Below are 21,723 nucleotides of genomic sequence, written 5' to 3' on the forward strand. Positions count from 1 at the left end.
AGTTGACCACCGACATCCACGACATCCGTCTCGTCGTCCTCGACATGGCCGGCACCACCGTCGCCGACGGCGGCCTGGTCGAGCGCGCCTTCGCGGCGGCCGCCGCCGAACTGGGCGTCGAGCCCGGCTCCGCCGACCACGCCGAGAAGCTGGACTACGTCCGCGCCACCATGGGCGAGTCCAAGATCTCCGTCTTCCGGCACCTGTTCGGCGCGGAGGGCCTCGCCCAGCGCGCCAACACCGCCTTCGAGAAGGCGTACGGCGACCTCGTCGACGCGGGCCTGATCGCCCCGGTCCCCGGCGCCCGCGAGGCGATCGAGGAACTGACGGACAGCGGCCGTACCGTCGTCCTGACCACCGGCTTCGCCCGCGTCACCCAGGACGCCATCCTGGCCGCCCTCGGCTGGCAGGACCTCGTACCGCTCACCCTCTGCCCGGCCGACGCGGGCGGGCGCGGACGGCCCTTCCCGGACATGGTCCTGGAGGCCTTCGTGCGGACCAAGGCCGCGGAGGGCGTCCGGCAGGTCGCCGTGGCCGGCGACACCTCCTACGACGTGCTGAGCGGCGTACGGGCCGGGGCGGGCCTGATCGCGGGCGTGCGCACCGGGGCCCACGGGGACGCCGCGTTCCGGGCCGCCGGCGCCACCCACGTCCTCGACTCCGTCGCCGCCCTGCCCGCCCTGCTCACGGGAGCCCGGTGAGATGGGCATCCGCTTCGACTCCGTCACGGTCGCCTACGACGGCAACGTCGTACTCGACTCCCTCGACCTGACCGTCGAGCCCGGCGAGGTCATGGCGCTGCTCGGGCCGTCCGGATCCGGCAAGACCACCGCGCTGCGGGCGGTCGCCGGGTTCGTACGGCCCGCCTCCGGGCGCGTGTTCCTCGGCGACCGGGACGTGACGGACCTGCCGCCCCACCGGCGGGGCATCGGCATGGTCGTCCAGCAGTACGCCCTCTTCCCGCACCTGCGGGTGGACGACAACGTGGCCTTCGGCCTGAAGGCCCGCAGGACTCCCAAGGGCGAGATACGGGGGCGGGTGGCCGAGGCGCTGGAGATGACCGGGATGGCCGCCTACGCCCGCCGCTTCCCGCGGGAGCTGTCCGGCGGCCAGCAGCAGCGCGTCGCCATCGCCCGCGCGCTCGCCATCCGGCCGGACGTGCTGCTCCTGGACGAGCCGCTGTCCGCGCTGGACGCCCGGCTGCGGTCCGGGATGCTGGCCGAACTGGCCAGGCTGCACCGAGAGTTGCCGGACGTGTCGATGCTGTACGTCACCCATGACCAGGTCGAGGCGCTGACCCTGGCCGACCGGATCGCGGTGATGGACACGGCGCGGCTTCAGCAGTGCGGGACTCCTCGCGAGCTGTACCGGGCGCCGAAGAGCGAGTTCACGGCTTCCTTCGTGGGCGGCGCGAATCTGTTGCCGGTGACCGTGGGCTCCGGGGGAGTCGACTTCGCGGGCACCGAGCTGAAGGTCGACACGGGAGAGGTGGTCGCGCAGGCGCGGGCCACGTTGTGCGTACGGCCGCATCTGGTCGGGCTCGGGGAGGGACCCAACAGGATCGTCGGCACTGTCACCGAGATTCAGTGGCGGGGGGCCACACACCGGCTGTACGTGGAGGTCGGTGGGCACACGGTCATGGCGGACCTGCGTGAGCTGAAGGCTCCGCCGGTGCATGGGGACTCCGTGAGCCTGTACTTCGCTTCCGAGGACGCGGTGTTGCTGCCCGCAGGGGTGAGCCATGGCTGAGGTCGTTCGCAAACCGCGGGCCGTCCTGGGCTGGTCGCGCAGTTCCCCGCGCCCCCATGGGGCGCGGCTGCTCTGGACCCTCCCCCCAATTGCCCTGCTAGGCCTCTTCTTCCTCTACCCCCTCGCCCTCGTCGTCCAGCAGTCCCTCCACCCCGACACCGGTGGGACCTCCTTCCAGCCCTACACCGACGTCTTCGCCTCGGAGGCGTTCCGGCACGCGCTGTGGACCACCGTGTGGCTCGCGCTGGCCTCCACCGCCGGGTGTCTGGTGCTCGGGTTTCTGCTGGCGCTGGTCATCGCGTTCGTGCCGTTTCCCGGGGCGAAGGCGGTCGCGCGGTTCGTCGACGTCTTCCTGTCCTTCCCGTCCTTCCTCATCACGCTGGCGCTGCTGTTCATCTACGGCAGCGTCGGCATGGCCAACGGTCTGTGGACGGACGTCACCGGGGCGGGAGAGGGACCCTTCCAGTTCCTGACCACGCCGTGGGGCGTGCTGCTGGCGGAGGTCACCTACTTCACGCCGTTCGTGATGCGGCCGCTGCTCGCCGCCTTCTCGCAGCTCGACACCGCCCAGCTGGAGGCGGCCAGTTCGCTCGGCGCCCGCGCGCCCCGCATCGTCCGGCAGGTGATCCTGCCGGAGGCGCTGCCCGCGCTCGCGGCCGGCGGGAGCCTCGTCCTGGTGCTGTGCCTCAACGAGTTCGGGATCGTGCTGTTCACCGGCGCGAAAGGGGTCACGACCCTCCCGATGCTCGTCTACAGCAAGGCGATCCTGGAGTCCGACTATCCGGGCGCCTGCGTGGTCGCCGTCGTCAACGTCCTGATCTCCGTGGGGCTGTACGGCCTCTACCGGGTGGTGAGCCGTCGTGCTGGTGCATAGCCGCAAGGGCAGATGGGCCGTGTGGGCGGTGTTCCTCGTTCTCTTCGTACCGCTGTTCGCCCTGCCCCTCCTCGTCGTCCTCGGCGCCTCCTTCGCCACCCACTGGTCCAGCGTCCTGCCCTCGGGCCCGACGACCACCAACTACCGCTCCGCCACCCGCGGCGAGGCCCTCCAGGCGCTGACCACCAGCCTGGTCACCGCCGTCACCGCGAGCCTGCTCGCCCTGGCCGTCGGCACCTGGGCCGCGCTGGCCGGTGCGGCCCTGAGGAAGCGCCACCGCCGGGTCCTCGACGCGCTGTTCGTGCTGCCGGTCGCCGTGCCCTCGGTGGTGGTCGGACTGTCGGTCCTGGTGGCCTTCTCCCAGCCGCCGCTGCTGCTCAACGGCACCCGGTGGATCGTGATCGTCGCCCACACCGTGCTGGTCACCGCCTTCGCCCACCAGTCCGTGTCGGCGGCGATCACCCGCCTCGACCCGGCCTACGAACAGGCCGCCGCCTCCCTCGGGGCCCGGCCCGCCTACGTCCTGTGGCGGGTGCGGCTGCCGCTCCTGCTGCCCTCGCTCACCGCCGCCGCCGGCCTCTGCTTCGCCCTCTCCATGGGCGAGCTGAGCGCCACGATGATGCTCTACCCGCCCGACTGGACCCCGCTTCCCGTCCTGATCTACGCGGCCACCGACCGCGGCGCCCTGTTCACCGGGTCCGCCGTCGCGGTGGTGCTGATGGCCGCGACCCTGCTCGTCCTGTTCGTCGTCTCCCGGGTCCGCACCCGGGCGTCGTACCGCTGAGCCACCACCCGCCCGACCCACCCTCATCTGCAAGGAGTTCGCCTCGCCATGCCCAGAAACAGCGTCACGCTCGCCATAGCCCTCACCCTCCTCGCCACCCCGCTGCTGTCCGCCTGCGGCGGCTCCTCCGCCGCCTCCGACGAGAAGGTTGTCACCGTCTACAGCGCCGACGGCCTCAAGGGCGAGAACGGCGACGGCTGGTACGACAAGGTCTTCGCCGACTTCCAGAAGCAGACCGGTATCAAGGTCAAGTACGTCGAGGGCGGCTCCGGCGAGATGCTGCAGCGTGCCGTCCGCGAGAAGAGCAACCCCCAGGCCGACGTGCTGGTCACCCTCCCGCCGTTCATCCAGCAGGCCGCCGGCAAGGGCCTCTTGGAGAAGTACGAGCCGAAGGACTCCGAGCTGGTCAGCGGCGCCGACAAGGCCGTCGACGGCACCTGGACCTCCGTCGTCAACAACTACTTCGGCTTCGTCTACGACAAGAAGGAGCTGAAGCAGGCGCCGAAGACCTGGGACGAGCTGCTCGACGCCAAGTACAAGAACAAGCTCCAGTACTCCACCCCCGGCGTCGCCGGTGACGGCACCGCCGTCCTGATCAAGGCGATGCACGACTTCGGCGGCAAGGACGCGGCCCTCGCCTACCTGAAGAAGCTCCAGGCCAACAACGTCGGCCCGTCCGCCTCCACCGGCAAGCTCGCCCCCAAGGTCGACAAGGGCGAACTCCTCGTCGCCAACGGGGACGTGCAGATGAACTACGCCCAGTCCAAGGACATGCCGGGCCTCGGCATCTGGTTCCCGGCCGGGAAGGACGGCAAGCCCACCACCTTCGCCCTGCCCTACGCGGCCGGCCTGGTCACCAAGGCCCCGCACAGCGAGAACGGCAGGAAGCTGCTCGACTTCATGCTCGCGCGGAAGCAGCAGCAGGAGGTCAGCGTGATCGGCGGCGGCTTCAGCGTCCGCGGGGACGTCAAGGCCACCGACGCCAACGCCACCGCGCTCACCAAGCTGATGGACGGCGTGGACATCTTCCAGCCGGACTGGAACGACATCGACAAGAACCTCACGACCTACGTCGAGGACTGGAAGTCGGCTACCGGCAGCTGAGCCCTCCGGGGGTTCGGCCGCCCAACAGGTCCCACCCGCCGCACGTATGCGCCCCGCCGCCGTGGCTGGTCGCGCCCACGCGGCGGCAGCCGCAAATCAAAGACAGCCCCGCGCCCCTGAGGGAGTTGCCCGCCCCGTCGGCTGCTCCGCACCGCCCCTGGTACCACCGGGGGCGGTGTCATGCCCCCTGCACGTCCACCCTCTCCTACGGAGGACTCCGTGCCCAACCCGTCCCGCCGCACCTTCCTCGTCTCCGTCGCCGCAGTCGCCGCATCGGCCGGCCCGCTCGTCTCCCTCGCCCACGCCGCCGCCAGGACTCCCAAGGTCCTCGTCATCGGCCTGGACGGCGCCCTGCTCAAGCGGATCGAGGACGCCGACGCCCCGAACCTCGACGCCCTGATGGCCGCGGGACTCACCGCGCCCAGCAGCATCTACGCCAACCCGCTCGCCCCCACCATGTCCGGGCCCGGCTGGTCCACGATCATCACCGGCGTCTGGCCGGACAAGCACAACGTCAAGGACAACACCTTCACCGGCGCCCGGTTCGCGCAGTACCCCGACTTCCTCACCCGGGCCGAGACGGCGAAGCCGCAGCTCGCGACGTACGCGGTCGCCTCCTGGGCGCCGATCACCGACACCGTCTTCTCGTCGAAGGTCGACACCCGCGTCTCCACCCCGAGCGCCGAGTACGACACCGGAACCACCGCCCGCGCGGTCGCCCGGCTCCGGGACGGCAACCCGGACGCGGTCTTCGTGCAGCTCGACAACATCGACCACGCGGGACACAGCTACGGCGCCGCCTCCCAGCAGTACCTGGACGCCATCCACGGCGCCGACGCCCAGGTCGGGCAGCTGGTGGCCGCCGTCACGTCCCGGGCGGCCTACGCCGACGAGGACTGGCTGATCATGATCACGGCCGACCACGGCCACACCGACGCCGGCGGCCACGGCGGCTCCACCCTGCAGGAGCGCCAGACTTTCCTCATCGCCACCGGGCCCACCCTGGCGGCCGGTTCGGTCCGCTACGACGTGAAGATGCCGGACGTCGCCGCCTCCGCGCTCGCCCACCTCGGCATCGCGATCGACCCCGCCTGGGACCTCGACGGCCGGCCCGTCCAGCAGCCCGCACCCGACGATTTCGACGCGCTGCGCGGCGGGCTGCAGTCGCGCGTCGACGAGACGGCTATCCCGACGACCGTCCTGGGTTTCACCCACACCCCGCCCGCCGGCTGGTCCGTCGACAACTCCGCGATGGGCGGCGGCGGGGTCACCGAGTGGCGCGGCTGGTCCTTCACCACGGACGAGTTCTGGACCCAGGCCCAGCGCGACCAGAACCGCGAGTGCAACGTCCGCGCCCGCAACGTGTTCGCGGTCGCCGACGGCGACGAGTGGAACGACAAGGCCCTCACCGGCACCTTCGACTCCACGCTCGTCAGCCCCGCCTACCCGGTCACCGGCGGCACCACCGCCACCCTGACCTACACCACCTACTACAGGCAGGAGTCCCCGCAGAAGGGCGAGGTCCTCGTCTCCTACGACGGCGCGGCCCCCGTCTCCGTGCGCACCTACACCGCCGACGTCCCCTCCCGCACCGAGACCGTCACGCTCCAGGTCCCGTCCGGGGCCCGCTCGGCCCGGGTCCGCTTCCGCTACACCGGCGGAAACAACTGGTACTGGGTGATCGACGGCGTACGGATCGGCCGGTGATCCGCCGGTGACGAGTCAGTCCTGACCAGGGTCAGGATCAGGCCTTCCTGATTAGGCTGGGAGCGTCGGTACGCCGTGGTTCCGGCGCCCCCGCTTCTTGACCGTACGCACGCAGGAGACGCAAGCACATGGCAGACCGCAAGCCCATCGAGTCGTGGCTCACCGACATGGACGGCGTCCTGATCCACGAGGGCGTCCCGATCCCCGGCGCCGACGCATTCCTGAAGAAGCTCCGCGAGTCCGGGCGGCCCTTCCTGGTGCTGACCAACAACTCCATCTACACCGCCCGGGACCTGCACGCCCGGCTGCGCCGGATGGGCCTGGACGTGCCGGTGGAGAACATCTGGACCTCCGCCCTGGCCACCGCCCAGTTCCTGGACGACCAGCGGCCCGGCGGCAGCGCCTATGTGATCGGCGAGGCGGGCCTGACCACCGCACTGCACGACGTCGGCTACATCCTCACCGACCACGACCCCGACTTCGTGATCCTCGGCGAGACCCGCACCTACTCCTTCGAGGCCCTGACCAAGGCCGTACGCCTGATCAACGCAGGCGCCCGGTTCATCGCCACCAACCCCGACAACGTCGGCCCCTCCATCGAGGGCGACCTGCCCGCCACCGGCTCGGTCGCCGCGCTGATCACCGCCGCGACCGGCAAGCAGCCGTACTTCGTCGGCAAGCCCAACCCGCTGATGATGCGGGCCGGACTCAACGCGATCGGCGCCCACTCCGAGAACTCCGCGATGATCGGCGACCGCATGGACACCGACGTCCTCGCGGGCCTGGAGGCCGGGATGCGCACCTTCCTGGTGCTGACCGGCGTCACCCAGCCCGGAGACATCGACCGCCACCCCTTCCGCCCCTCCCAGGTCGTCGACTCCATCGCGGACCTCATCGACCTCGTCTGAGCAGGGACGTTCAAACCTGGCCCGCACCCCGTACCACCCGTATGGAGCAGTCGCGCGCCTCCCTGGGATGCGGAGGCGCGCCGTACGGGGGAGCCTCCCACTATCTGGAGGTTTCACGATGGGCTCAGCACGCCTCACTCTCTGTACAGCAATCCTGGCCGTCACCGCCCTGACCCCGGCGGCGTACGCGGCCGACGGCGGCCCCGGCGTCACGGTGACCCCGGCCTCCCCGGCCCCGGGCGGTGACGTGTCCCTGCTGGTGCGGGGCTGCACCGGAGCCCAGGGCACCGCCGTCTCCGACGCCTTCGTCTCCGACGCACGGCTCACCGGCAGCCAGGGCGCACTGGCCGGGCAGACCCGCATCCGCAGCTCGCTCGAACCGGGCGGCTACCAGGTGCGGATCAGCTGTTCCGGAACGGTCGTCACCGGCAGGATCACCGTCGTGGAGGCGTCCTCGGGCCAGGACGAGGAGCCGTCCGACATCGCCGCCTCGCCCGTCGCCCCCGTCGACGCGGGTGGCGGCGGCACCGCACACTTCGCCACGGTGGCCACCAGCGGGTCCGCCCCCGGCACCGGCCAGGCGATGACCGGCCTGGCTCTCGCCGGGGTCGCCGCGGCCGCCGTCGGGCTGCTCAGGGCCCGCCGGAGCCGCGGCGCGGACTGAGGGCGTACCGCGGCCATGTCCGACGAATCCGGGCGCACCACCGGCCCCACGCGCCTGATCACCGTCCTTGCCTGGGCGCTCCTGCTGCTCGGACTGTGGCTGTGGGGCCGGGGCGTGACCGACGTACCCGAGAGCCCGTCCGGCCCGGGTGACGTGGCCGGCCTGGGCGCAGACGCGGTCCGGCTGCCGCCCGCGGCCAAGCCGCTCGGCGCCGCGATCCCACAGCGCATCGACATCCCCCAACTGGGTGTGCAGGCACCGGTGATGGCCCGCGGCCTGGACAGCCGGGGCGCCGTCGACCCGCCGCCGTTCGGCCGGCCGGGAGTGGTCGGCTGGTACGGCTCCGGGACCGCGCCCGGCGCGGCAGGGGCCGCGCTGATGGTGGGTCATGTCGACACCGAGACCCGGCCCGCCGTCTTCTACAAGCTCAGCACCCTGAAGCCGGGCGAGACGATCCGGGTGGTCCGCGCGGACGGCAAGGTAGCCCACTTCACCATCGACGGCATCCGCGTCCTGGCCCGCGACGACTTCGACGCCCGGCAGGCCTACGGCCCCCACCGGCCGGGACGCGCCGAACTCAGGCTGATCACCTGCGGTGGCACCTTCGACCGGACCAGCCGCAGCTACACGGCCAACGTGGTGGTCTCCGCGTACCTCACGGGCACCGGTCCGTGACACCTCTGACACCCCCCGCGCGACCTCGTGACCGACGCGGCCGGTATGCCACGATTGGTACTCGGTCGACCGGGCCGGAACGATGCGCTCAGGGGGGAATCGCATGTACGACACCAGGGGGGCCCGCTCCTCGGCACGGGCACGGGCGTCCGCGGCGGTGCTGGGGGCGGCGCTGCTGCTCGCCGGGTGCTCCTCCTCGGACGGGGACAAGGCGGCCGGCGCCGGCGCCGGGATCACTCAACAGCCCAGGTCCGCCGACCCGTTCTGGGTGAACCCGGACGGCACCGCGGCCCGCCGGCTCGCCGCCTACGAGAAGGCCGGCAAGAAGTCCGAGGCCGCGCAGATCCGTAAGATCGCCGAGCAGCCGACGGGGGAGTGGATCGGCCCGGAGAACCCGGAGCGGGAGGCCCGCGGTTTCACCGAGGCCGCCGAGAAGTCCGACCGCACGGCCCTGCTCGTGCTGTACGACATCCCGCACCGCGACTGCGGTCAGTACTCCCAGGGCGGCGCGGCCGACGGCAACGCCTACCGCGACTGGATCGACGGCGTCGCCCGGGGCATCGGGGACCGCCCCGCCACCGTCGTCCTCGAACCCGACGCCCTGCTCCACCTCGTCGACGGCTGCACCCCGGACGAGTTCCACGAGGAGCGCTACGACCTCCTCAAGGGCGCCGTCGCCAAGCTCAAGTCCCTGAAGAACACCAAGGTCTACCTGGACGCCGGCAACGCCGGCTGGGGCCACCCCGACCAGATCTTCCAGCCTCTCCGGCAGGCGGGCATCGACCAGGCCGACGGCTTCGCCGTCAACGTCTCCAACTTCTACTCCACCGAGGACTCCATCGCCTACGGCAAGCAGCTCTCCGCCAAGGTGGGCGGCAAGCACTTCGTCGTCGACACCAGCCGCAACGGCAACGGCCCCTACACAGCGGGCGACCCGGCCCAGAAGTGGTGCAACCCGCCCGGCCGGGCCCTGGGCGAGACGCCGACGACGAAGACGGCGGACCCTCTCGTGGACGCCTACCTGTGGGTCAAGCGCCCAGGAGAGTCGGACGGCACCTGCAAGGGCGGCCCGAAGGCGGGCCAGTGGTGGGCGAGTTACGCACTCGCCCTGGCCGGGAACAGCAAGTAGCTACGGCACCTTGACCCACTGAGCCGTGGACGGCGTCCCCTGGTCGTCGTCCACGAACAGCATGTACCAGCCCGACTGCACCAGGTTCCGGTTCTTCGGCACGGTGACCGTGATCTTGTCGCCGGCGGTCCTGAAGTCCAGAGAGACCGACCGCTGATCCACGTCCGTCACATGGGTCGAGGCGCTCGGCCGGATCAGCCGCACCTTCTTGATGCTCGCGGCGTGCTTCGAGGTGAACGTCCCCGAGGCACCCCGGGCGATCGTCTGCGGCCCCCCGCTCAACGACGGCCGGGAGTCCCGGTACAGGTAGGGAGGCGTGTAGATCTCGATGCGCTGCTCGAACTTCCCCGGCTTGGTGTTCGCCTTGTCCGCGTACAGCGAGTCGGACCCGAAGAACATCACCCGCCCGTCGGGCAGCAGGATCGACCCGGAGTGGTAGTTCCGCCCGACCAGCGGATCGGCGACCTGGGTGAAGCTGTTGCTGTCCGGGTGGTACAGCCGGGCCTGATGGATGTTGGAGTCGCCGCGCCCCCGGTAGTCCTCCGAACCCCCGGACACCAGCAGGCTGTCGTCGGGCAGGATCGAGGTCTGCGGATACCGGGTGCCCTTCTCCAGTTCGGGCCCGTCGACGAAGTGCGGGTTCTTCGCCTTCAGGTCGATGAGCCGCGTCTTCTTGCTGGACAGCTTGGACTCGCCGACCCCGCCCCCGCCGATCACCATGAACTTCTCGTCCTGGGCCGGAGGCAGCAGCACCGTCCCGGACGTCTCCATCCGGTCGGGGTCGCTGAGCCCGGGCAGCTTGGTGAACTTGTTGGTGTCGACGTCCCAGACGCCGGGAACACGGCCCACGTTGTCCGGTCCGTAGCCCGCGTTGGAACCCGAGTAGAAGATCTTCCCGTTCTGCATCAGGAACAGCGCCGGGTACGTCGGGAACTGCCGGATCTTCTGGGTGTACGTCCACTTCTTGGTCTTGGGGTCGAAGATCTCGTTCTTCCCCGGGACCAGCTGACCGATGTCGTCGAGACCGGAGACACTGAGGATCTTCCCGTCCGACAGGGTCGTGAGCGTCGGGTACCAGCGGGCCTCGTTCATCGGGTCGACCTTGATGTACCGCTCGGCGACCGGGTCGAACTCGTAGGCGTCGCGGATGCCCTGGAAGTCCTTCTTGTCGAGGGCGAGCTTCTGCGCGATGCCGTACGTGTTGCGCGCGTCGGTGCCGCTCAGGCCCTGGATCCGGTAGTTGTCCTGGGTGCCGGTCTCGTACTTGGTGCCGCTCCGCTGCGCCTCGACGTAGATCCGCCCGAGCCCGGGGTCGTTGCGCAGGAACGCGCCGGTCTGCGGGTCGAAGACCTTCTTCGCGCGCGGTACGAGCACCGGGTCCTTGGAGACGAAGGTCTTGCCGTTCTCCTTGCCGGTGAACTTGGTGCCGGCGGGCAGCGTCATCGGCTTGTCGGGGTTCTCGTTGTGCACGACCATCAGGCCGCCGGCCTTGGTGACGTCGCCCTTGAGCTTCTCGTAGCGCTTCGTCCCGCCCGCGATCAGCAGGTTGCCGTTGGCCAGCTGGGTGTGTCCGGTGCAGAACAGGTCGGCGGGCGTCGGCACCTTCTTGATGGTGCCCTTGACCGGGTCCCAGATGCGGGTGTCGAACTTCTTCTTGTCGAAGTTGTCCTGGTTATTGCCCGAGCCCGCGACCAGCAGCACCTTGCCGGTGTGCAGGAGCGCGGCGTGGATGGTGTCCTGGCGGTACTCCTCGGGGAACTCGACGATGTCCCAGTGGCCGTTGGCGGCCTTGTACTCCGGCTTGTTGATCTTGTACTGGTGGTACTGCTCGGTTCCGAAGCGGTACAGCCACGGCCCGTTCATCCCGGCCAGCGCGAGTACCACCGCCGTGCCTATCGCGAGTCGACGGGCGCGACGGCGGCCGGCCTGGTCCTTCATTCCTTACGTCCCCCAAGTCCACCGAGCGCGATCTGCATGGTCTGGTCGTCCTCCGCCGCGGGCTCCTCGCCCGGCCCGCGGGGCGTGGCGGCCCAACTGGGCCGCTGTTGCGGGGCGTGCGGGGTGTGGCCGCGCGCCGCGTGGGCCGCGTACTGCGCGGGCACCGCGTCCTGCGGCTCCGGCGCCGGCCCGGGTGCGGCCACCCCGGCGGCCGGGTCCGCGCCCGGGGCCGTGTCCGCCGTCTGCCGGGGCTTCTTCTTCTCCTGCCGCACCGCGTGCCGCCAGGCGAAGATCGGCGAGGCGGTGATCAGCATGGCGAAGACCGCCCAGGTGATCATCGCCGGGTGGGAGTGCCCGAACACGAAGCCCGCGGCGAGCGAACCACCGAAGACCAGGATGAAGAACCAGTGGATCCGGAAGGTCCCGAACAGCGTGTCCGGGCTGGCCGAGTCGCCCTTCGGGGTCACCACGAACTTGCTCTTGCGGCGCAGCACGGCGTCCATCAGCGAGCGGGCGTAGATCGGCGCGGACAGCGCCGACATCACCATGCCCGCGACACCGCCGGAGCCCTCCGGCTCGTGCGGGGAGACGTTGTGCCGCCGGTTCCAGATGTACAGGCCGATCTGCAGCGCGGACGCGTTGCCGTACAGCATCAGCCACACGGTCGGGTCGATGTTCACACCCGAGGCGCCCAGGCCCAGGAACAGCGCGCAACTCAGTGCCGCCAGGATCCAGTTGAGGGCGGACATCGGGTAAAAGATGATCATCATCGTGTAGTTGAAGAGCTTGCCGGGCGGCAGCGAGTAGAAGCCCTTCCAGTACTGCTTGAGGATCGTCTCGTACGTCCCCCGGGACCAGCGCATCTGCTGGGTGAAGAAGTCCGTCCAGGCGTTCGGGCCCTCACCGACGGCGAGGACGTCCGGGGTGTACACCGACTTCCACTTCCGGCCCGTGGCCGGGTTCGTGGCGCGGTGCATCTCGAACCCGGTGGCCATGTCCTCGGTGATCGAGTCGTACAGGCCGCCGATCTGCTTGATCGCGCTGATCCGCACGGCGTTCGAGGTGCCCACGAACATCGGGGCGCCGTAGCGGTTGCCGGCGCGCTGGATGAGGGCGTGGAAGAGGAACTGCTGCGACTCGGCGGCCTTGGTGACGAACGTGTCGTAGTTGCCGTAGACCTGCGGGCCGATGACGAAGCCGACGTCCGGATCGCGGAAGTAACCGAGCATCCGCTCCAGGTAGTTGGGCAGCGGTACGTGGTCGGTGTCGACGGAGGCGAAGAAGTCGTACTCGCCGCCGTGCGCCTCCAGCCAGGCGTTGTAGTTGCCGTGCTTGGTCTTGGCGCGGTGCGGGCCCTTGGGCTGGTTCCACCGGGCGACGCCCTTGCGGGAGAAGTGGTGGACGCCGAGCCGGGCGCAGACCTCCTTGACGGCCGGGTCGTCGCCCTCGTCCAGCAGCCACACGTGCATCAGGCCCCGGTGGCGCAGCTTGACCGCCGCCTCCAGGGTCTTGGTCACCATCTCCAACGGCTCCTTGCCGGGCACGAAGGAGGTGAGGAAGGCGACGCGGGTGCCGGTCTCCGGTACGACCGGGACCGGGTCCCGGGCGACCAGCGTGGCGTGCGCGTTGGACAGCACGTTCATGCAGCGGAAGAACTCGATCAGACCGATCGAGACGAGCATGACGATGTCGAGCGCCGGCAGGAAGTCGTAGGACGGGTAGTCCCGTTCGGTCCAGTGCTCGGGCTGCAGCAGCCAGAACAGCAGGACCAGGGAGAGCACCGGGGCGGCGCCCAGCATGAGCGCGGCTCGTACGCGGTGCGGCTCCTGCGAGAGCAGCGAACGGTACTGCACCGTGTAGGGCTTGCCCGGGTCGGGCTGGGTGAGGGGGCCCGCCAGTCGGCTGTAGTGCTCGTAGTCGTATCTCGGCAGGCTCTTTCTGATGCGGCGGAACTGGCCGGTCCGGTGCCCGATCGCACGGAGCTGGGTGGTCTGTGACGGGTCGTTGTGCTGATCGTGGCTCTGCCGGGCGCCCTTCGGCGTCGACGTCATGAGTCATTCCCCCCACACGCAGGTCACCGCGTGTTCGTCGGTCCTTCGCCCGGTCCGGGCCCCCTCGGCCGTCACAGGCGGTTCAGTGGTGAGTCACCGTCACCACGCCTTGCTCACCCTATAGACACGGGACTGCGACCCTCCGGTTGCATGATGCCCCCCTCGGCACCGGTTCATGAGCGGGGCCCCCTCCCCGCCGGTACGCAACCGCTTTCCCCCCAAGTGCCGCGAATCCGCGGCTTCATGAACAACCAGGGTTCTACGGTGCTCGGCATGATCGCAAGACGCGAAACGCCGTGTTTACCGGTCAAACCCGTTCATTGTGGCGCGGGTGGGGCTCGGGAGGCTCGGGTGCGCCGGTGGGGGCGAGGCGGGCACGGATATTGCCGAAGTGATCTCTTATGGCCTCCTCCGCCCGTATGGAATCGCCGGACCGGACCGCGTCGAGGATCTCCCGGTGCTGGCGGCAGGTGACCCGCGGGTCCTGCGGTACGTCCACCAGGTCCCGCTGGACCCGGTGGAACGCGTCCCAGAAGGCCTCCAGCACCTCGCACAGCAGCACGTTGTCCAGCCCCCGGTAGAGGGTGGCGTGAAAAGCGCGGTCGGTCTCGGCGAGACCGCAGCCCTCGGCGGCCTCCTGTTCCATACGGATCACGAGGGCCTCCAGTTCAACGAGGTCCGTCTCCGGCAGCCGCCCGGCCAGCCGCGAGACCAGTCCCGTCTCGACCGCCTCGCGCAGCTCCAGCAGCTGGAGCAGGGAGTCCTCGCCCCGGTAGTGGCCGGCGACGGTGCGGAAGGCGAGCCCCTCGATCATCGGGGCGAGCGACATCGGACCCACGTAGGTCCCGAACCCGTGCCGGATCTCCACGATCCCCATCGCCTGCAGCGCCTTCAGTGCCTCCCGCACGGAGTTCCGGCTCGCCCCGAGGAACTCCATCAGCTCGGGCTCGGTCGGCAGGGGGGCGCCCGAGGGCAGCCGCCGGTCGATGATGAGCTTCTTGATTCGCTCCTGGAGGTCACGCGCTGCCATGGCCAGAGGGTATCCGGCCAAACAGCAGCAGGCCCCCCGTTCGCACGGGGGGCCTGCTGTCGTTGGGGGGTGTGGGTGGCGGAGCCCCCACTGCGCGCGGCGCAGCCGCGCAAAAACAGAGATGGCGAGCCAGGTCCGCGTTTTCTGCGGACGTAGCTCGCCATCGTCATCGTGCGCCGCCAGGGACTCGAACCCCGGACCCGCTGATTAAGAGTCAGCTGCTCTAACCAACTGAGCTAGCGGCGCCTGCTGACGAGAGAACTCTACCTGACCTGGAGGAGTGCTGCCGACCACCCTCGGGTGCCCCGGGGGCGGTCATATCGGTCTGTACATCATTCGGACCGTCAACATGCGCGTCCCGGCCACAGTTGTGAAACTGATCAACGTGCACATCCGCGGACAAATCCACCCCGAATGTGAGGCAGATCGCATGACCGCTCCGGCGTTCGAGGAAGTCGACCCCGCGAGCGACTGCGGCTGCCCCGGCTGCGCCCGCCATCGGGCGAGTCCCCGCCCGACCGGCCGCTTCGGCGGCAACCCGGCCGCCCGAGGGGTGGTGGTCGTGGCCGCCGCCGCGTCCGCCGCCTTCGGAGCGGTTCCCCCGGCCGCCGCCCTCACCGCCCCCCATGCCCCGCCCCGCCCCGGCACCTCCGCGGCGGACGACGGGCCCGCCACCCCACAGGGCCCCCGGGCCCCGCTGCACGGCCCGGCCGGCAAGCCGGTCGAGCCCCCGGGCGTCCCGACCCCCGCCACCACCCGGACCAAGATCATCAACCGGGCCAAGCTCTGGGTCGCCGCCAAGGTGCCGTACAGCATGGACGACTACTGGTCCGACGGTTACCGGCAGGACTGCTCGGGCTATGTCTCCATGGCCTGGGGCCTGGGCACCAACGAGTGGACCGGCAGCCTCGACCAGTTCGGGGAGAAGATCACCAAGGAGGAGCTGCAGCCCGGCGACATGCTCCTCTTCCACAACCCGGACAACCCCGAGAAGGGCTCCCACGTCGTGCTCTTCGGCGGCTGGACGGACCACACGCACACCAACTACCTGGTCTACGAACAGACACCCCCGCACGCCCGCAGCCAGCCCACCCCGTACCCCTACTGGACCCACGCCGACAAGTACGTCCCCTACCGCTACAAGGGCGTGACGGCCGGCACCGCGGGTGCCCAGCAGGCCGCATACAGCAAGAAGCCGGCGTCCTTCCCGGGTGCCGGGTTCTTCGGCCCCGGCACGAACAACAAGTACGTCACCCAGCTCGGCCGGCTGCTCGTGTCCCGCGGCGCCGGCTCCTTCTACACCGAGGGCCCGGGCCCGGCCTGGGGCGAGGCGGACCGGCAGGCAACCCGGGCGTTCCAGCTGGCCCAGGGCTGGACGGGCGAGGAAGCCGACGGGCTGCCCGGTCCGCGCACCTGGAAGCTGCTCGTCACCGGGCAGGGCAGGAGCGTCCCCTCCGGAGCGGCCGGATCCGCCCGGCCCGCCTCGCACGGGGTGCCCGGTTATCCCGGCCGGACCCTCTTCCGCCCGGGTGCGGAGAACGAGCACGTCACCCGGCTCGGGCAGCAGCTGGTGAAGAAAGGGTTCGGCAGGTTCTACACCGACGGGCCCGGTCCGAGCTGGGGCGAAGCGGACCGGCGCGCCGTGGAGGCGTTCCAGCGCAGCCAGGGCTGGCGGGGCGGCGCGGCGGACGGCTACCCGGGCCCGGAGACCTGGCGCCGCCTGTTCGCGTAGGCGGCGCCGCCCGCGCTCGTGAGCACCCCCTGATCCCACTCCCACTCTCATTTCTCACTGTCATGACGCATCTGGCGCGGAGGCTGGAGGCACGCATGAGTACGACCACGTCACACACGTCCGAGTCCGGGGAACAGCCGGAGAGCGCGGTGGGCACCGGGGGCATGACCACCCGCCCCGCCCGGCTGATCCAGAACGAGGTGACCACCGAGATCCCCGTCCATCTGCTCTTCCGCGACGAGCCCGAGCCGGTGCCGGTGCCGCTGAAGCCCGCTGTCGTGGGCCGCCGGCAGGCGACCGGCGAGCAGCCCCGCCTGAGGCGCCCGGCCCCGGCCCGCAGCCGGACGGTGCCGCAGGTGGACCCGGAGCTGGTGGAGCGTCCGGCGCGGGCGCTGCCCGGCCTGGCCGGGGTGCTGGCCGGGGCGGGCGGCATCGTGGGGTGCCTGGCCACCTCGTGGTGGGCGGGCGTGCTGCCGCCGCTCGCCGCGCAGGCGCTGCGCCTGCCGGCCTGCACGGGCACGGGGCTCGGGCCCGCGCAGTGGGCGGCGTACGCCGGGGCCGGTTCGCTCGGTGTGCTCGGCTTCGGCGGGCTCGCCCGCGGCCGGACCGGACAGGCCCGGCTGCTCGGGCTGTTCGGCCGCTACCGGGGGACGGTCCGGCGCACCGGGCTGCTCTGGGTGAACCCGCTGCTGGTGCGCCGCCGGGTGAACGTGCGGCTGCGGCACTGGCGCAGCGAGGCGATGCCGGCGGCGGACGCCAACGGGGTCGCGCTGCGGGTCGTCGTCCTCGTGGTGTGGCGGGTGCGGGACACCGCGCGGGCCGTGCTCGGCATCGACGACCACGAGACCTATCTGCAGGAGTGCGTCGAGGCGGCACTCGCCCGGGTCCCGGTGGACCTGCCGGGCTCGGCGCGGGGCGGGGTGGCCGTCGCGGGGGAGGCGCTGACCCGGCTGGTGGCGGCGGACGCGGGGCCGATCGGTCTGGAGGTGTTCTCGGTGCAGCCGCTCCGGGTGGAGTACGCGCCCGAGGTCGCCGCCGCGATGCACCGGCGCACCATCGCCGCGCTGGACGCCCGGCAGCGGGCCACCATGCTCAACTCGGTCGTGGACTCCGTGGAGGACACGGTGACCCGGCTGACCGTGCGCGGTCTGGTCGAACTGGACGACTACGAGCGCAAGGTGCTCGTCCGGGACCTGACGGTGGCGTTCTGCTCGGGCCGCAGGGAGCCGATGTGACGGCCCCGCCAGCGGCTCGGGACAGGCAACGCGATTGGTATGGACATGTTCAACTAACGGCAATAATCTGGGACTTGGTCTAGACCTACTGCACGGCTCAGCTCGGCTCAGTGAACCTCCCCCACGTTCTCCAGGAGCGGCAGCATGCGTACGAAGACCAGATTTTCTGCGTTATCCGCAGTCGTGCTGGGTGTGGTGACCGCCGGAGCCTTCGCGCTCTCCACCGGCGGCGCCAGCGGGCACGGCTACACCGACCTCCCCATCAGCAGGCAGAAGCTCTGCCAGAACGGCACCGTGACGAACTGCGGCGACATCCAGTGGGAGCCGCAGAGCGTCGAGGGCCCCAAGGGCTTCCCGGCCGCCGGACCCGCCGACGGCCAGATCTGCAACGGCGGCGTGAGCCGCTTCGCCCAGCTCAGCTCGCCGAAGACGCCGTCCGGCGCGGCCTGGCCCACCACGAAGGTGACCGGCGGTCAGTCGTACACCTTCCGCTGGCAGTTCACCGCCATGCACGCCACGACGGACTTCAAGTACTACGTCACCAGGCAGGGCTGGAACCAGAACCATGCCCTGACCCGTTCGGACCTCAACACCACCCCGTTCCTGACGGTGCCGTACAACGGCCAGCGCCCGCCGGCCACCCTCAGCCACAGCGGCACCCTGCCCGGCGGGCTGAGCGGTCACCACGTCATCCTCGCGGTGTGGACGATCGCCGACACGGGCAACGCGTTCTACGCCTGCTCGGACGTCACGTTCTGAGCATTACTTGAGTCAGTCCGGCGGACTCCGCGGGTACCGTCCTGACACGCCTACCGACGGGTAGGGGCGGTACCCAAGACCGGGGGATCCCATGGACGTGCTGTTCTACCTCGTGCCCTGCCTGATCATGGCCCTGGCCCTCTTCATGGCGTACCGCGTGGTGCGCCGCTGGCTGCAGATCCGCAGCGCCTGGAACAGCGGGCTCACGGCCCAGGGCCGATGCCTGCGGATGTTCACGACGACCCACGGCGGCGCCAACGACACCTCGGTGCGCACGACGATCCACCACGTCTACGAGTTCACGGCCCGCGACGGCCGCGAGATCCGCTTCGAGGAGGAGAACGGCCCCGCCACCCGCCTGGAGGGCGACCTCGTCACCGTCTACTACAAGGACGGCCCCTCGGTGGTCGCCACGGCCCACGAGCCGGGGCAGGTCAAGCAGGCGGCGGCGACCTTCGGCATCCTCGCCTTCCTCGGCGTCGTGGTCGTGTTCTGCGCCGGCTTCATGGTCACGTACACCGACGTCTTCGTGAACAACGACATGGGCGGGTTCTGAGCCTCCACATCTGATGGCATGTCAGTTACCGTGCCTCGCCATGAAGTCCACGATGCGCACGGTGGCCGAGCTGGTCGTAGCACGGTGGGGGGATCACCGGCCGGGGCTGTGGTGCGAGGAGCGGGTGCTGACCCATCACGAGGTGGCCGCGGGGGCGGCCGCCCGGGCCGCGCTGCTCGCGGATCTGCTGCCACCGGGTGCCGTCCCGCACGTCGGCGTGCTGCTCGACAACACCGAGGAGTTCCCGCTGTGGCTCGGGGCGGCCGCGCTCGCCGGGGCCGCCGTCGCCGGGATCAACCCCACCCGCCGGGGTGCCGAGCTGGCCCGGGACATCCGGCACACCGAGTGCCCGGTGCTGGTCACCGAGCGGGCCCGGCTGCCGCTGCTGGCCGGGCTGGAGCTGCCGGGTGTGCGCGTCCTCGTCACCGACGACGACGCGTACGACGCCCTCCTCGCCCCGTACGCCGGCGCCGTACCCGACCCCGCCCGGGCCGCACCCGCCGACCGGATGCTGCTCTACTTCACCTCCGGCTCCACCGGCGCGCCCAAGGCCGCCCTCTGTTCCCAGGGGCGGCTGGCCGCGGCGGGGTATGCGCTGGTCGGGCAGTTCGGGGTCCACGCGGACGATGTGCACTACGTCTGCATGCCGATGTTCCACGGCAACGCGGTGATCGCGGACTGGGCGCCCGCGCTGGCCGCCGGGGCCGGGGTGGCGCTGCGCCGGCGGTTCTCGGCGTCCGGGTTCCTGGCGGACGTGCGGCGGTACCGGGCGACGTACTTCACCTATGTCGGGCGGGCGGTCCAGTACATCCTCGCCACCGAGCCGGGTCCGGACGACCGGGACAACCCCCTCCGCATGGGCTTCGGCACCGAGGCCGGGGCGGTGGACGCGGCGGCGTTCGAGCGGCGGTTCGGGGCGCGGCTGGTCGAGGGATACGGGTCGTCCGAGGGCGGGGCGGCCATCCAGTGGGCGCCGGGGACCCCGGCGGGGGCGGTGGGGCCGGCGGGGCCCGGCCTGGTGGTGCTCGATCCGGGTACGGAGCTGGAGTGCCCGGTGGCCGAGTTCGATGCCGCCGGGCAGCTCCTCAACGGTGGCGAGGCCATAGGGGAGCTGGTGAATCAGGGGCCCAGTCCCTTCGAGGGGTACTGGCGCAATCCGGCGGCTGAAGCCGAGCGGCGGCGGGGAGGGGCCTACTGGACCGGGGATCTCTTCTACCGGGACGTCGGCGGGTACCTGTACTTCGCCGGCCGTACCGACGACCGCATCCGGGTCGACGGGGAGAATCTGGCCGCCGCGATGATCGAGAACGTCGTCGCCCGGTACGAGGGGGCGGTGGCCGTCGCGGTGTACGGGGTGCCGGATCCGGTCACCGGGGATCAGGTGATGGCGACCGTCGCCGGGCGGTTCGACCCGTGGTCCTTCGCGGAGTTCCTGCGGTCCCAGCCCGACCTCGGGACGAAGATGGCGCCCCGGTTCGTGCGGGTGGTGGAGCGGATGCCCGTGACGGCCACCAACAAGATCGAGCGGGCGCGGCTGCGCCACGAGGGGTTCCGGTGCGCCGACCCGGTGTGGTGGCGGCCGCCGGGGGAGGACACGTACCGGAGGCTGACCGGGGAAGACGTCGAGGGGCCCCTCGCTTCGGCGAAGGGCCCGTCAGTGGGGGGTGTGGGTGGCAAAGCCCCCACGGCGCGCGGCGTAGCCGCGCAATAACAGAGATGGCGATCCAGGTCCGCGCTTTCTGCGGACGTGGATCGCCATCGTCATGGTGCGCCGCCAGGGACTCGAACCCCGGACCCGCTGATTAAGAGTCAGCTGCTCTAACCAACTGAGCTAGCGGCGCATGACTCTCGCCTTCCGCGGATTTTTTCTCCCGCGGTGGCGACGAAGAAAATACTACCCGGTCCTCAGGGGTGCTCGTGACCACCTAGATCGCGAGCGAGAGTAGCACCGGAGCCGCGTTCCGATTCAGCGTGTCCGCGGCCCGCCGGAGCCGGTGTGCGTGCTCCACCGGGAGGGACAGGGCCAGGCAGCCGACCGAGGAGCCCGCGGTGATCGGGACGGCCGCGCAGACCGTGCCGATCGCGTACTCCTGCAGGTCCAGCATCGGCACCGTCGGCGGCTGGGACTCCAGGCGGGACAGCAGCAGCTTGTCGCTGGTGATGGTGCGCGAGGTGAGGCGGGCCATCTTGTGCCGCGAGAGGTGGTCGCGGCGGGCGTTGTGGTCCAGCTGGGTGAGCAGGCTCTTGCCGACGGCGGTGGCGTGCGCGGAGTAGCGGAAGTCGACCCACTCGTTGACCGCCGGGGTGCCCGGCCCGGCGGCGTACTGGGTGACCCTGACCTCGCCGTCCACGTACCGGCTCATGTATACGGCGGCGCCGACGGAGTCCCGCAGCCGGTCCAGGGTCTGTTGGAGCTTCTCGCGCAGGGCCCGCTCGTGGTCGTGCGTCGAGGTGAGGCGGCGCAGGGTCTCGCCGGTGACGTACGCACCGTCGGTGATCTGCTCGACGTAGCCCTCTCGGCGCAGCATGCGCAGCAGCGCGGTCAGCCGCTCGGGGAGCAGGCCGGTGTGGCGGGCCAGCTCGGTGTCGGTGACGCCGGCGGGGTGACGGGCCACGGTCTCCAGCACGCGCAGCGCGTCCTGGGCGGAGTGGTACGGGGCGGTCGGCTCGTGCATCAGCGCCACGGTGTTTCCCCCTGCGCTCGCCTGTCTGTGGCCGCTAAGTCCGGTCGGCGGATCGCTACCACGATAACGGGCAAAGGGCCGTTGGGGAGAGGGGGTTGGCGAGATTGTGGTGCCCGCCGCCCCTCTCTCAACTGCGACGCAGAC

The 21,723-nt window shown here is 70.8% G+C and carries 19 protein-coding genes and 2 tRNA genes; 15 read left to right on the top strand and 6 right to left on the bottom strand.

Annotated features, from left to right (window positions below):
• Nucleotides 1-2 precede the first annotated feature (2 nt).
• The 10 genes from ACIRVH_RS03660 (at nucleotide 3) to ACIRVH_RS03705 (ending at nucleotide 9,594) form a co-directional block, all read left to right on the top strand.
• Nucleotides 3-701, top strand: a complete 699-nt coding sequence (locus ACIRVH_RS03660; protein ID WP_403948723.1) for an HAD family hydrolase — start codon at nucleotides 3-5, stop codon at nucleotides 699-701.
• Between the two features lies 1 nt (nucleotide 702).
• Nucleotides 703-1,749: an ABC transporter ATP-binding protein gene (locus ACIRVH_RS03665; protein ID WP_403947871.1), complete on the top strand. Its 1,047-nt coding sequence runs from the start codon at nucleotides 703-705 to the stop codon at nucleotides 1,747-1,749.
• Complete coding sequence (locus ACIRVH_RS03670; RefSeq protein WP_403947873.1) at nucleotides 1,742-2,623, top strand: 2-aminoethylphosphonate ABC transporter permease subunit; 882 nt, start codon at nucleotides 1,742-1,744, stop codon at nucleotides 2,621-2,623. Before ACIRVH_RS03665 ends, ACIRVH_RS03670 begins: the two co-directional genes overlap by 8 nt.
• Nucleotides 2,610-3,407, top strand: coding sequence for an ABC transporter permease (locus tag ACIRVH_RS03675; protein ID WP_403947875.1), 798 nt, complete (start codon nucleotides 2,610-2,612; stop codon nucleotides 3,405-3,407). The genes ACIRVH_RS03670 and ACIRVH_RS03675 overlap by 14 nt, the downstream gene beginning before the upstream one ends.
• A gap of 48 nt (nucleotides 3,408-3,455) precedes the next feature.
• Entirely contained in the window at nucleotides 3,456-4,511 is a 1,056-nt protein-coding gene (locus ACIRVH_RS03680) for a 2-aminoethylphosphonate ABC transporter substrate-binding protein (RefSeq protein ID WP_403947877.1), read from the top strand.
• A 180-nt stretch (nucleotides 4,512-4,691) separates the two neighbouring features.
• The gene (locus ACIRVH_RS03685; protein WP_403947878.1) at nucleotides 4,692-6,218 is read left to right on the top strand and encodes an alkaline phosphatase family protein; all 1,527 of its coding nucleotides are present in this window, start codon (nucleotides 4,692-4,694) and stop codon (nucleotides 6,216-6,218) included.
• Between the two features lie 128 nt (nucleotides 6,219-6,346).
• Complete coding sequence (locus ACIRVH_RS03690) at nucleotides 6,347-7,126, top strand: HAD-IIA family hydrolase (protein WP_403947879.1); 780 nt, start codon at nucleotides 6,347-6,349, stop codon at nucleotides 7,124-7,126.
• A 118-nt stretch (nucleotides 7,127-7,244) separates the two neighbouring features.
• The gene (locus ACIRVH_RS03695; RefSeq protein WP_403947881.1) at nucleotides 7,245-7,790 is read left to right on the top strand and encodes a hypothetical protein; all 546 of its coding nucleotides are present in this window, start codon (nucleotides 7,245-7,247) and stop codon (nucleotides 7,788-7,790) included.
• A 15-nt stretch (nucleotides 7,791-7,805) separates the two neighbouring features.
• Entirely contained in the window at nucleotides 7,806-8,465 is a 660-nt protein-coding gene (locus ACIRVH_RS03700; RefSeq protein WP_403947882.1) for a class F sortase, read from the top strand.
• Nucleotides 8,466-8,568: 103 nt separating this feature from the next.
• A complete protein-coding gene (locus tag ACIRVH_RS03705) occupies nucleotides 8,569-9,594 on the top strand; it encodes a glycoside hydrolase family 6 protein (protein ID WP_403947884.1) in 1,026 nt (341 codons plus the stop codon).
• Here the strand turns inward: ACIRVH_RS03705 and ACIRVH_RS03710 are convergent, their stop codons facing one another.
• The 4 genes from ACIRVH_RS03710 to ACIRVH_RS03725 all read right to left on the bottom strand — a co-directional run bounded on the left by ACIRVH_RS03710 (nucleotide 9,595) and on the right by ACIRVH_RS03725 (nucleotide 14,859).
• On the bottom strand, nucleotides 9,595-11,532 hold the full coding sequence (locus tag ACIRVH_RS03710; protein WP_403947886.1) for a galactose oxidase-like domain-containing protein: 1,938 nt from the start codon (nucleotides 11,530-11,532) through the stop codon (nucleotides 9,595-9,597).
• A complete protein-coding gene (locus tag ACIRVH_RS03715; RefSeq protein WP_403947888.1) occupies nucleotides 11,529-13,583 on the bottom strand; it encodes a glycosyltransferase family 2 protein in 2,055 nt (684 codons plus the stop codon). The genes ACIRVH_RS03710 and ACIRVH_RS03715 overlap by 4 nt, the downstream gene beginning before the upstream one ends.
• A gap of 307 nt (nucleotides 13,584-13,890) precedes the next feature.
• The gene (locus ACIRVH_RS03720; protein WP_403947889.1) at nucleotides 13,891-14,613 is read right to left on the bottom strand and encodes a FadR/GntR family transcriptional regulator; all 723 of its coding nucleotides are present in this window, start codon (nucleotides 14,611-14,613) and stop codon (nucleotides 13,891-13,893) included.
• A gap of 172 nt (nucleotides 14,614-14,785) precedes the next feature.
• Nucleotides 14,786-14,859 (bottom strand) — tRNA-Lys (locus ACIRVH_RS03725).
• 184 nt (nucleotides 14,860-15,043) lie between these two features.
• On the opposite strand from ACIRVH_RS03725, the gene ACIRVH_RS03730 reads away from it, so the two are divergent.
• From ACIRVH_RS03730 to ACIRVH_RS03750, 5 genes are all read left to right on the top strand, one after another.
• Nucleotides 15,044-16,345 carry a peptidoglycan-binding protein gene (locus ACIRVH_RS03730; protein ID WP_403947890.1) on the top strand — a complete coding sequence of 434 codons (1,302 nt, stop codon included), beginning with the start codon at nucleotides 15,044-15,046 and terminating at the stop codon, nucleotides 16,343-16,345.
• 95 nt (nucleotides 16,346-16,440) lie between these two features.
• Nucleotides 16,441-17,580 (top strand): SPFH domain-containing protein, encoded by a 1,140-nt coding sequence (locus tag ACIRVH_RS03735; protein ID WP_403947892.1) that lies wholly within the window; start codon nucleotides 16,441-16,443, stop codon nucleotides 17,578-17,580.
• Nucleotides 17,581-17,724: 144 nt separating this feature from the next.
• Complete coding sequence (locus ACIRVH_RS03740) at nucleotides 17,725-18,339, top strand: lytic polysaccharide monooxygenase (RefSeq protein ID WP_403947894.1); 615 nt, start codon at nucleotides 17,725-17,727, stop codon at nucleotides 18,337-18,339.
• Between the two features lie 91 nt (nucleotides 18,340-18,430).
• The gene (locus ACIRVH_RS03745) at nucleotides 18,431-18,895 is read left to right on the top strand and encodes a DUF3592 domain-containing protein (RefSeq protein WP_403947896.1); all 465 of its coding nucleotides are present in this window, start codon (nucleotides 18,431-18,433) and stop codon (nucleotides 18,893-18,895) included.
• Nucleotides 18,896-18,935: 40 nt separating this feature from the next.
• Nucleotides 18,936-20,606, top strand: coding sequence for an AMP-binding protein (locus ACIRVH_RS03750; RefSeq protein WP_403947897.1), 1,671 nt, complete (start codon nucleotides 18,936-18,938; stop codon nucleotides 20,604-20,606).
• Between the two features lie 53 nt (nucleotides 20,607-20,659).
• On the opposite strand, the gene ACIRVH_RS03755 is transcribed toward ACIRVH_RS03750, so the two are convergent.
• Nucleotides 20,660-20,736, bottom strand: a tRNA-Lys gene (locus tag ACIRVH_RS03755).
• 84 nt (nucleotides 20,737-20,820) lie between these two features.
• Nucleotides 20,821-21,579, bottom strand: coding sequence for an IclR family transcriptional regulator (locus ACIRVH_RS03760; RefSeq protein ID WP_403947899.1), 759 nt, complete (start codon nucleotides 21,577-21,579; stop codon nucleotides 20,821-20,823).
• Between the last annotated feature and the right edge of the window lie 144 nt (nucleotides 21,580-21,723).

The organism is Streptomyces sp. NPDC101165 (assembly GCF_044768135.1).
GTDB lineage: Bacteria > Actinomycetota > Actinomycetes > Streptomycetales > Streptomycetaceae > Streptomyces.

Excerpts from the sequence above, each read along its gene's own strand:
- ACIRVH_RS03665 (WP_403947871.1), top strand. The coding sequence starts at position 703 with ATGGGCATCCGCTTCGACTCCGTCACGGTCGCCTACGACGGCAACGTC.
- ACIRVH_RS03670 (WP_403947873.1), top strand. The coding sequence starts at position 1,742 with ATGGCTGAGGTCGTTCGCAAACCGCGGGCCGTCCTGGGCTGGTCGCGC.
- ACIRVH_RS03680 (WP_403947877.1), top strand. The coding sequence starts at position 3,456 with ATGCCCAGAAACAGCGTCACGCTCGCCATAGCCCTCACCCTCCTCGCC.
- ACIRVH_RS03685 (WP_403947878.1), top strand. The coding sequence starts at position 4,692 with ATGCCCCCTGCACGTCCACCCTCTCCTACGGAGGACTCCGTGCCCAAC.
- ACIRVH_RS03690 (WP_403947879.1), top strand. The coding sequence starts at position 6,347 with ATGGCAGACCGCAAGCCCATCGAGTCGTGGCTCACCGACATGGACGGC.
- ACIRVH_RS03695 (WP_403947881.1), top strand. The coding sequence starts at position 7,245 with ATGGGCTCAGCACGCCTCACTCTCTGTACAGCAATCCTGGCCGTCACC.
- ACIRVH_RS03700 (WP_403947882.1), top strand. The coding sequence starts at position 7,806 with ATGTCCGACGAATCCGGGCGCACCACCGGCCCCACGCGCCTGATCACC.
- ACIRVH_RS03705 (WP_403947884.1), top strand. The coding sequence starts at position 8,569 with ATGTACGACACCAGGGGGGCCCGCTCCTCGGCACGGGCACGGGCGTCC.
- ACIRVH_RS03710 (WP_403947886.1), bottom strand. The coding sequence starts at position 11,532 with ATGAAGGACCAGGCCGGCCGCCGTCGCGCCCGTCGACTCGCGATAGGC.
- ACIRVH_RS03715 (WP_403947888.1), bottom strand. The coding sequence starts at position 13,583 with ATGACGTCGACGCCGAAGGGCGCCCGGCAGAGCCACGATCAGCACAAC.
- ACIRVH_RS03720 (WP_403947889.1), bottom strand. The coding sequence starts at position 14,613 with ATGGCAGCGCGTGACCTCCAGGAGCGAATCAAGAAGCTCATCATCGAC.
- ACIRVH_RS03730 (WP_403947890.1), top strand. The coding sequence starts at position 15,044 with ATGACCGCTCCGGCGTTCGAGGAAGTCGACCCCGCGAGCGACTGCGGC.
- ACIRVH_RS03735 (WP_403947892.1), top strand. The coding sequence starts at position 16,441 with ATGAGTACGACCACGTCACACACGTCCGAGTCCGGGGAACAGCCGGAG.
- ACIRVH_RS03740 (WP_403947894.1), top strand. The coding sequence starts at position 17,725 with ATGCGTACGAAGACCAGATTTTCTGCGTTATCCGCAGTCGTGCTGGGT.
- ACIRVH_RS03745 (WP_403947896.1), top strand. The coding sequence starts at position 18,431 with ATGGACGTGCTGTTCTACCTCGTGCCCTGCCTGATCATGGCCCTGGCC.
- ACIRVH_RS03750 (WP_403947897.1), top strand. The coding sequence starts at position 18,936 with ATGAAGTCCACGATGCGCACGGTGGCCGAGCTGGTCGTAGCACGGTGG.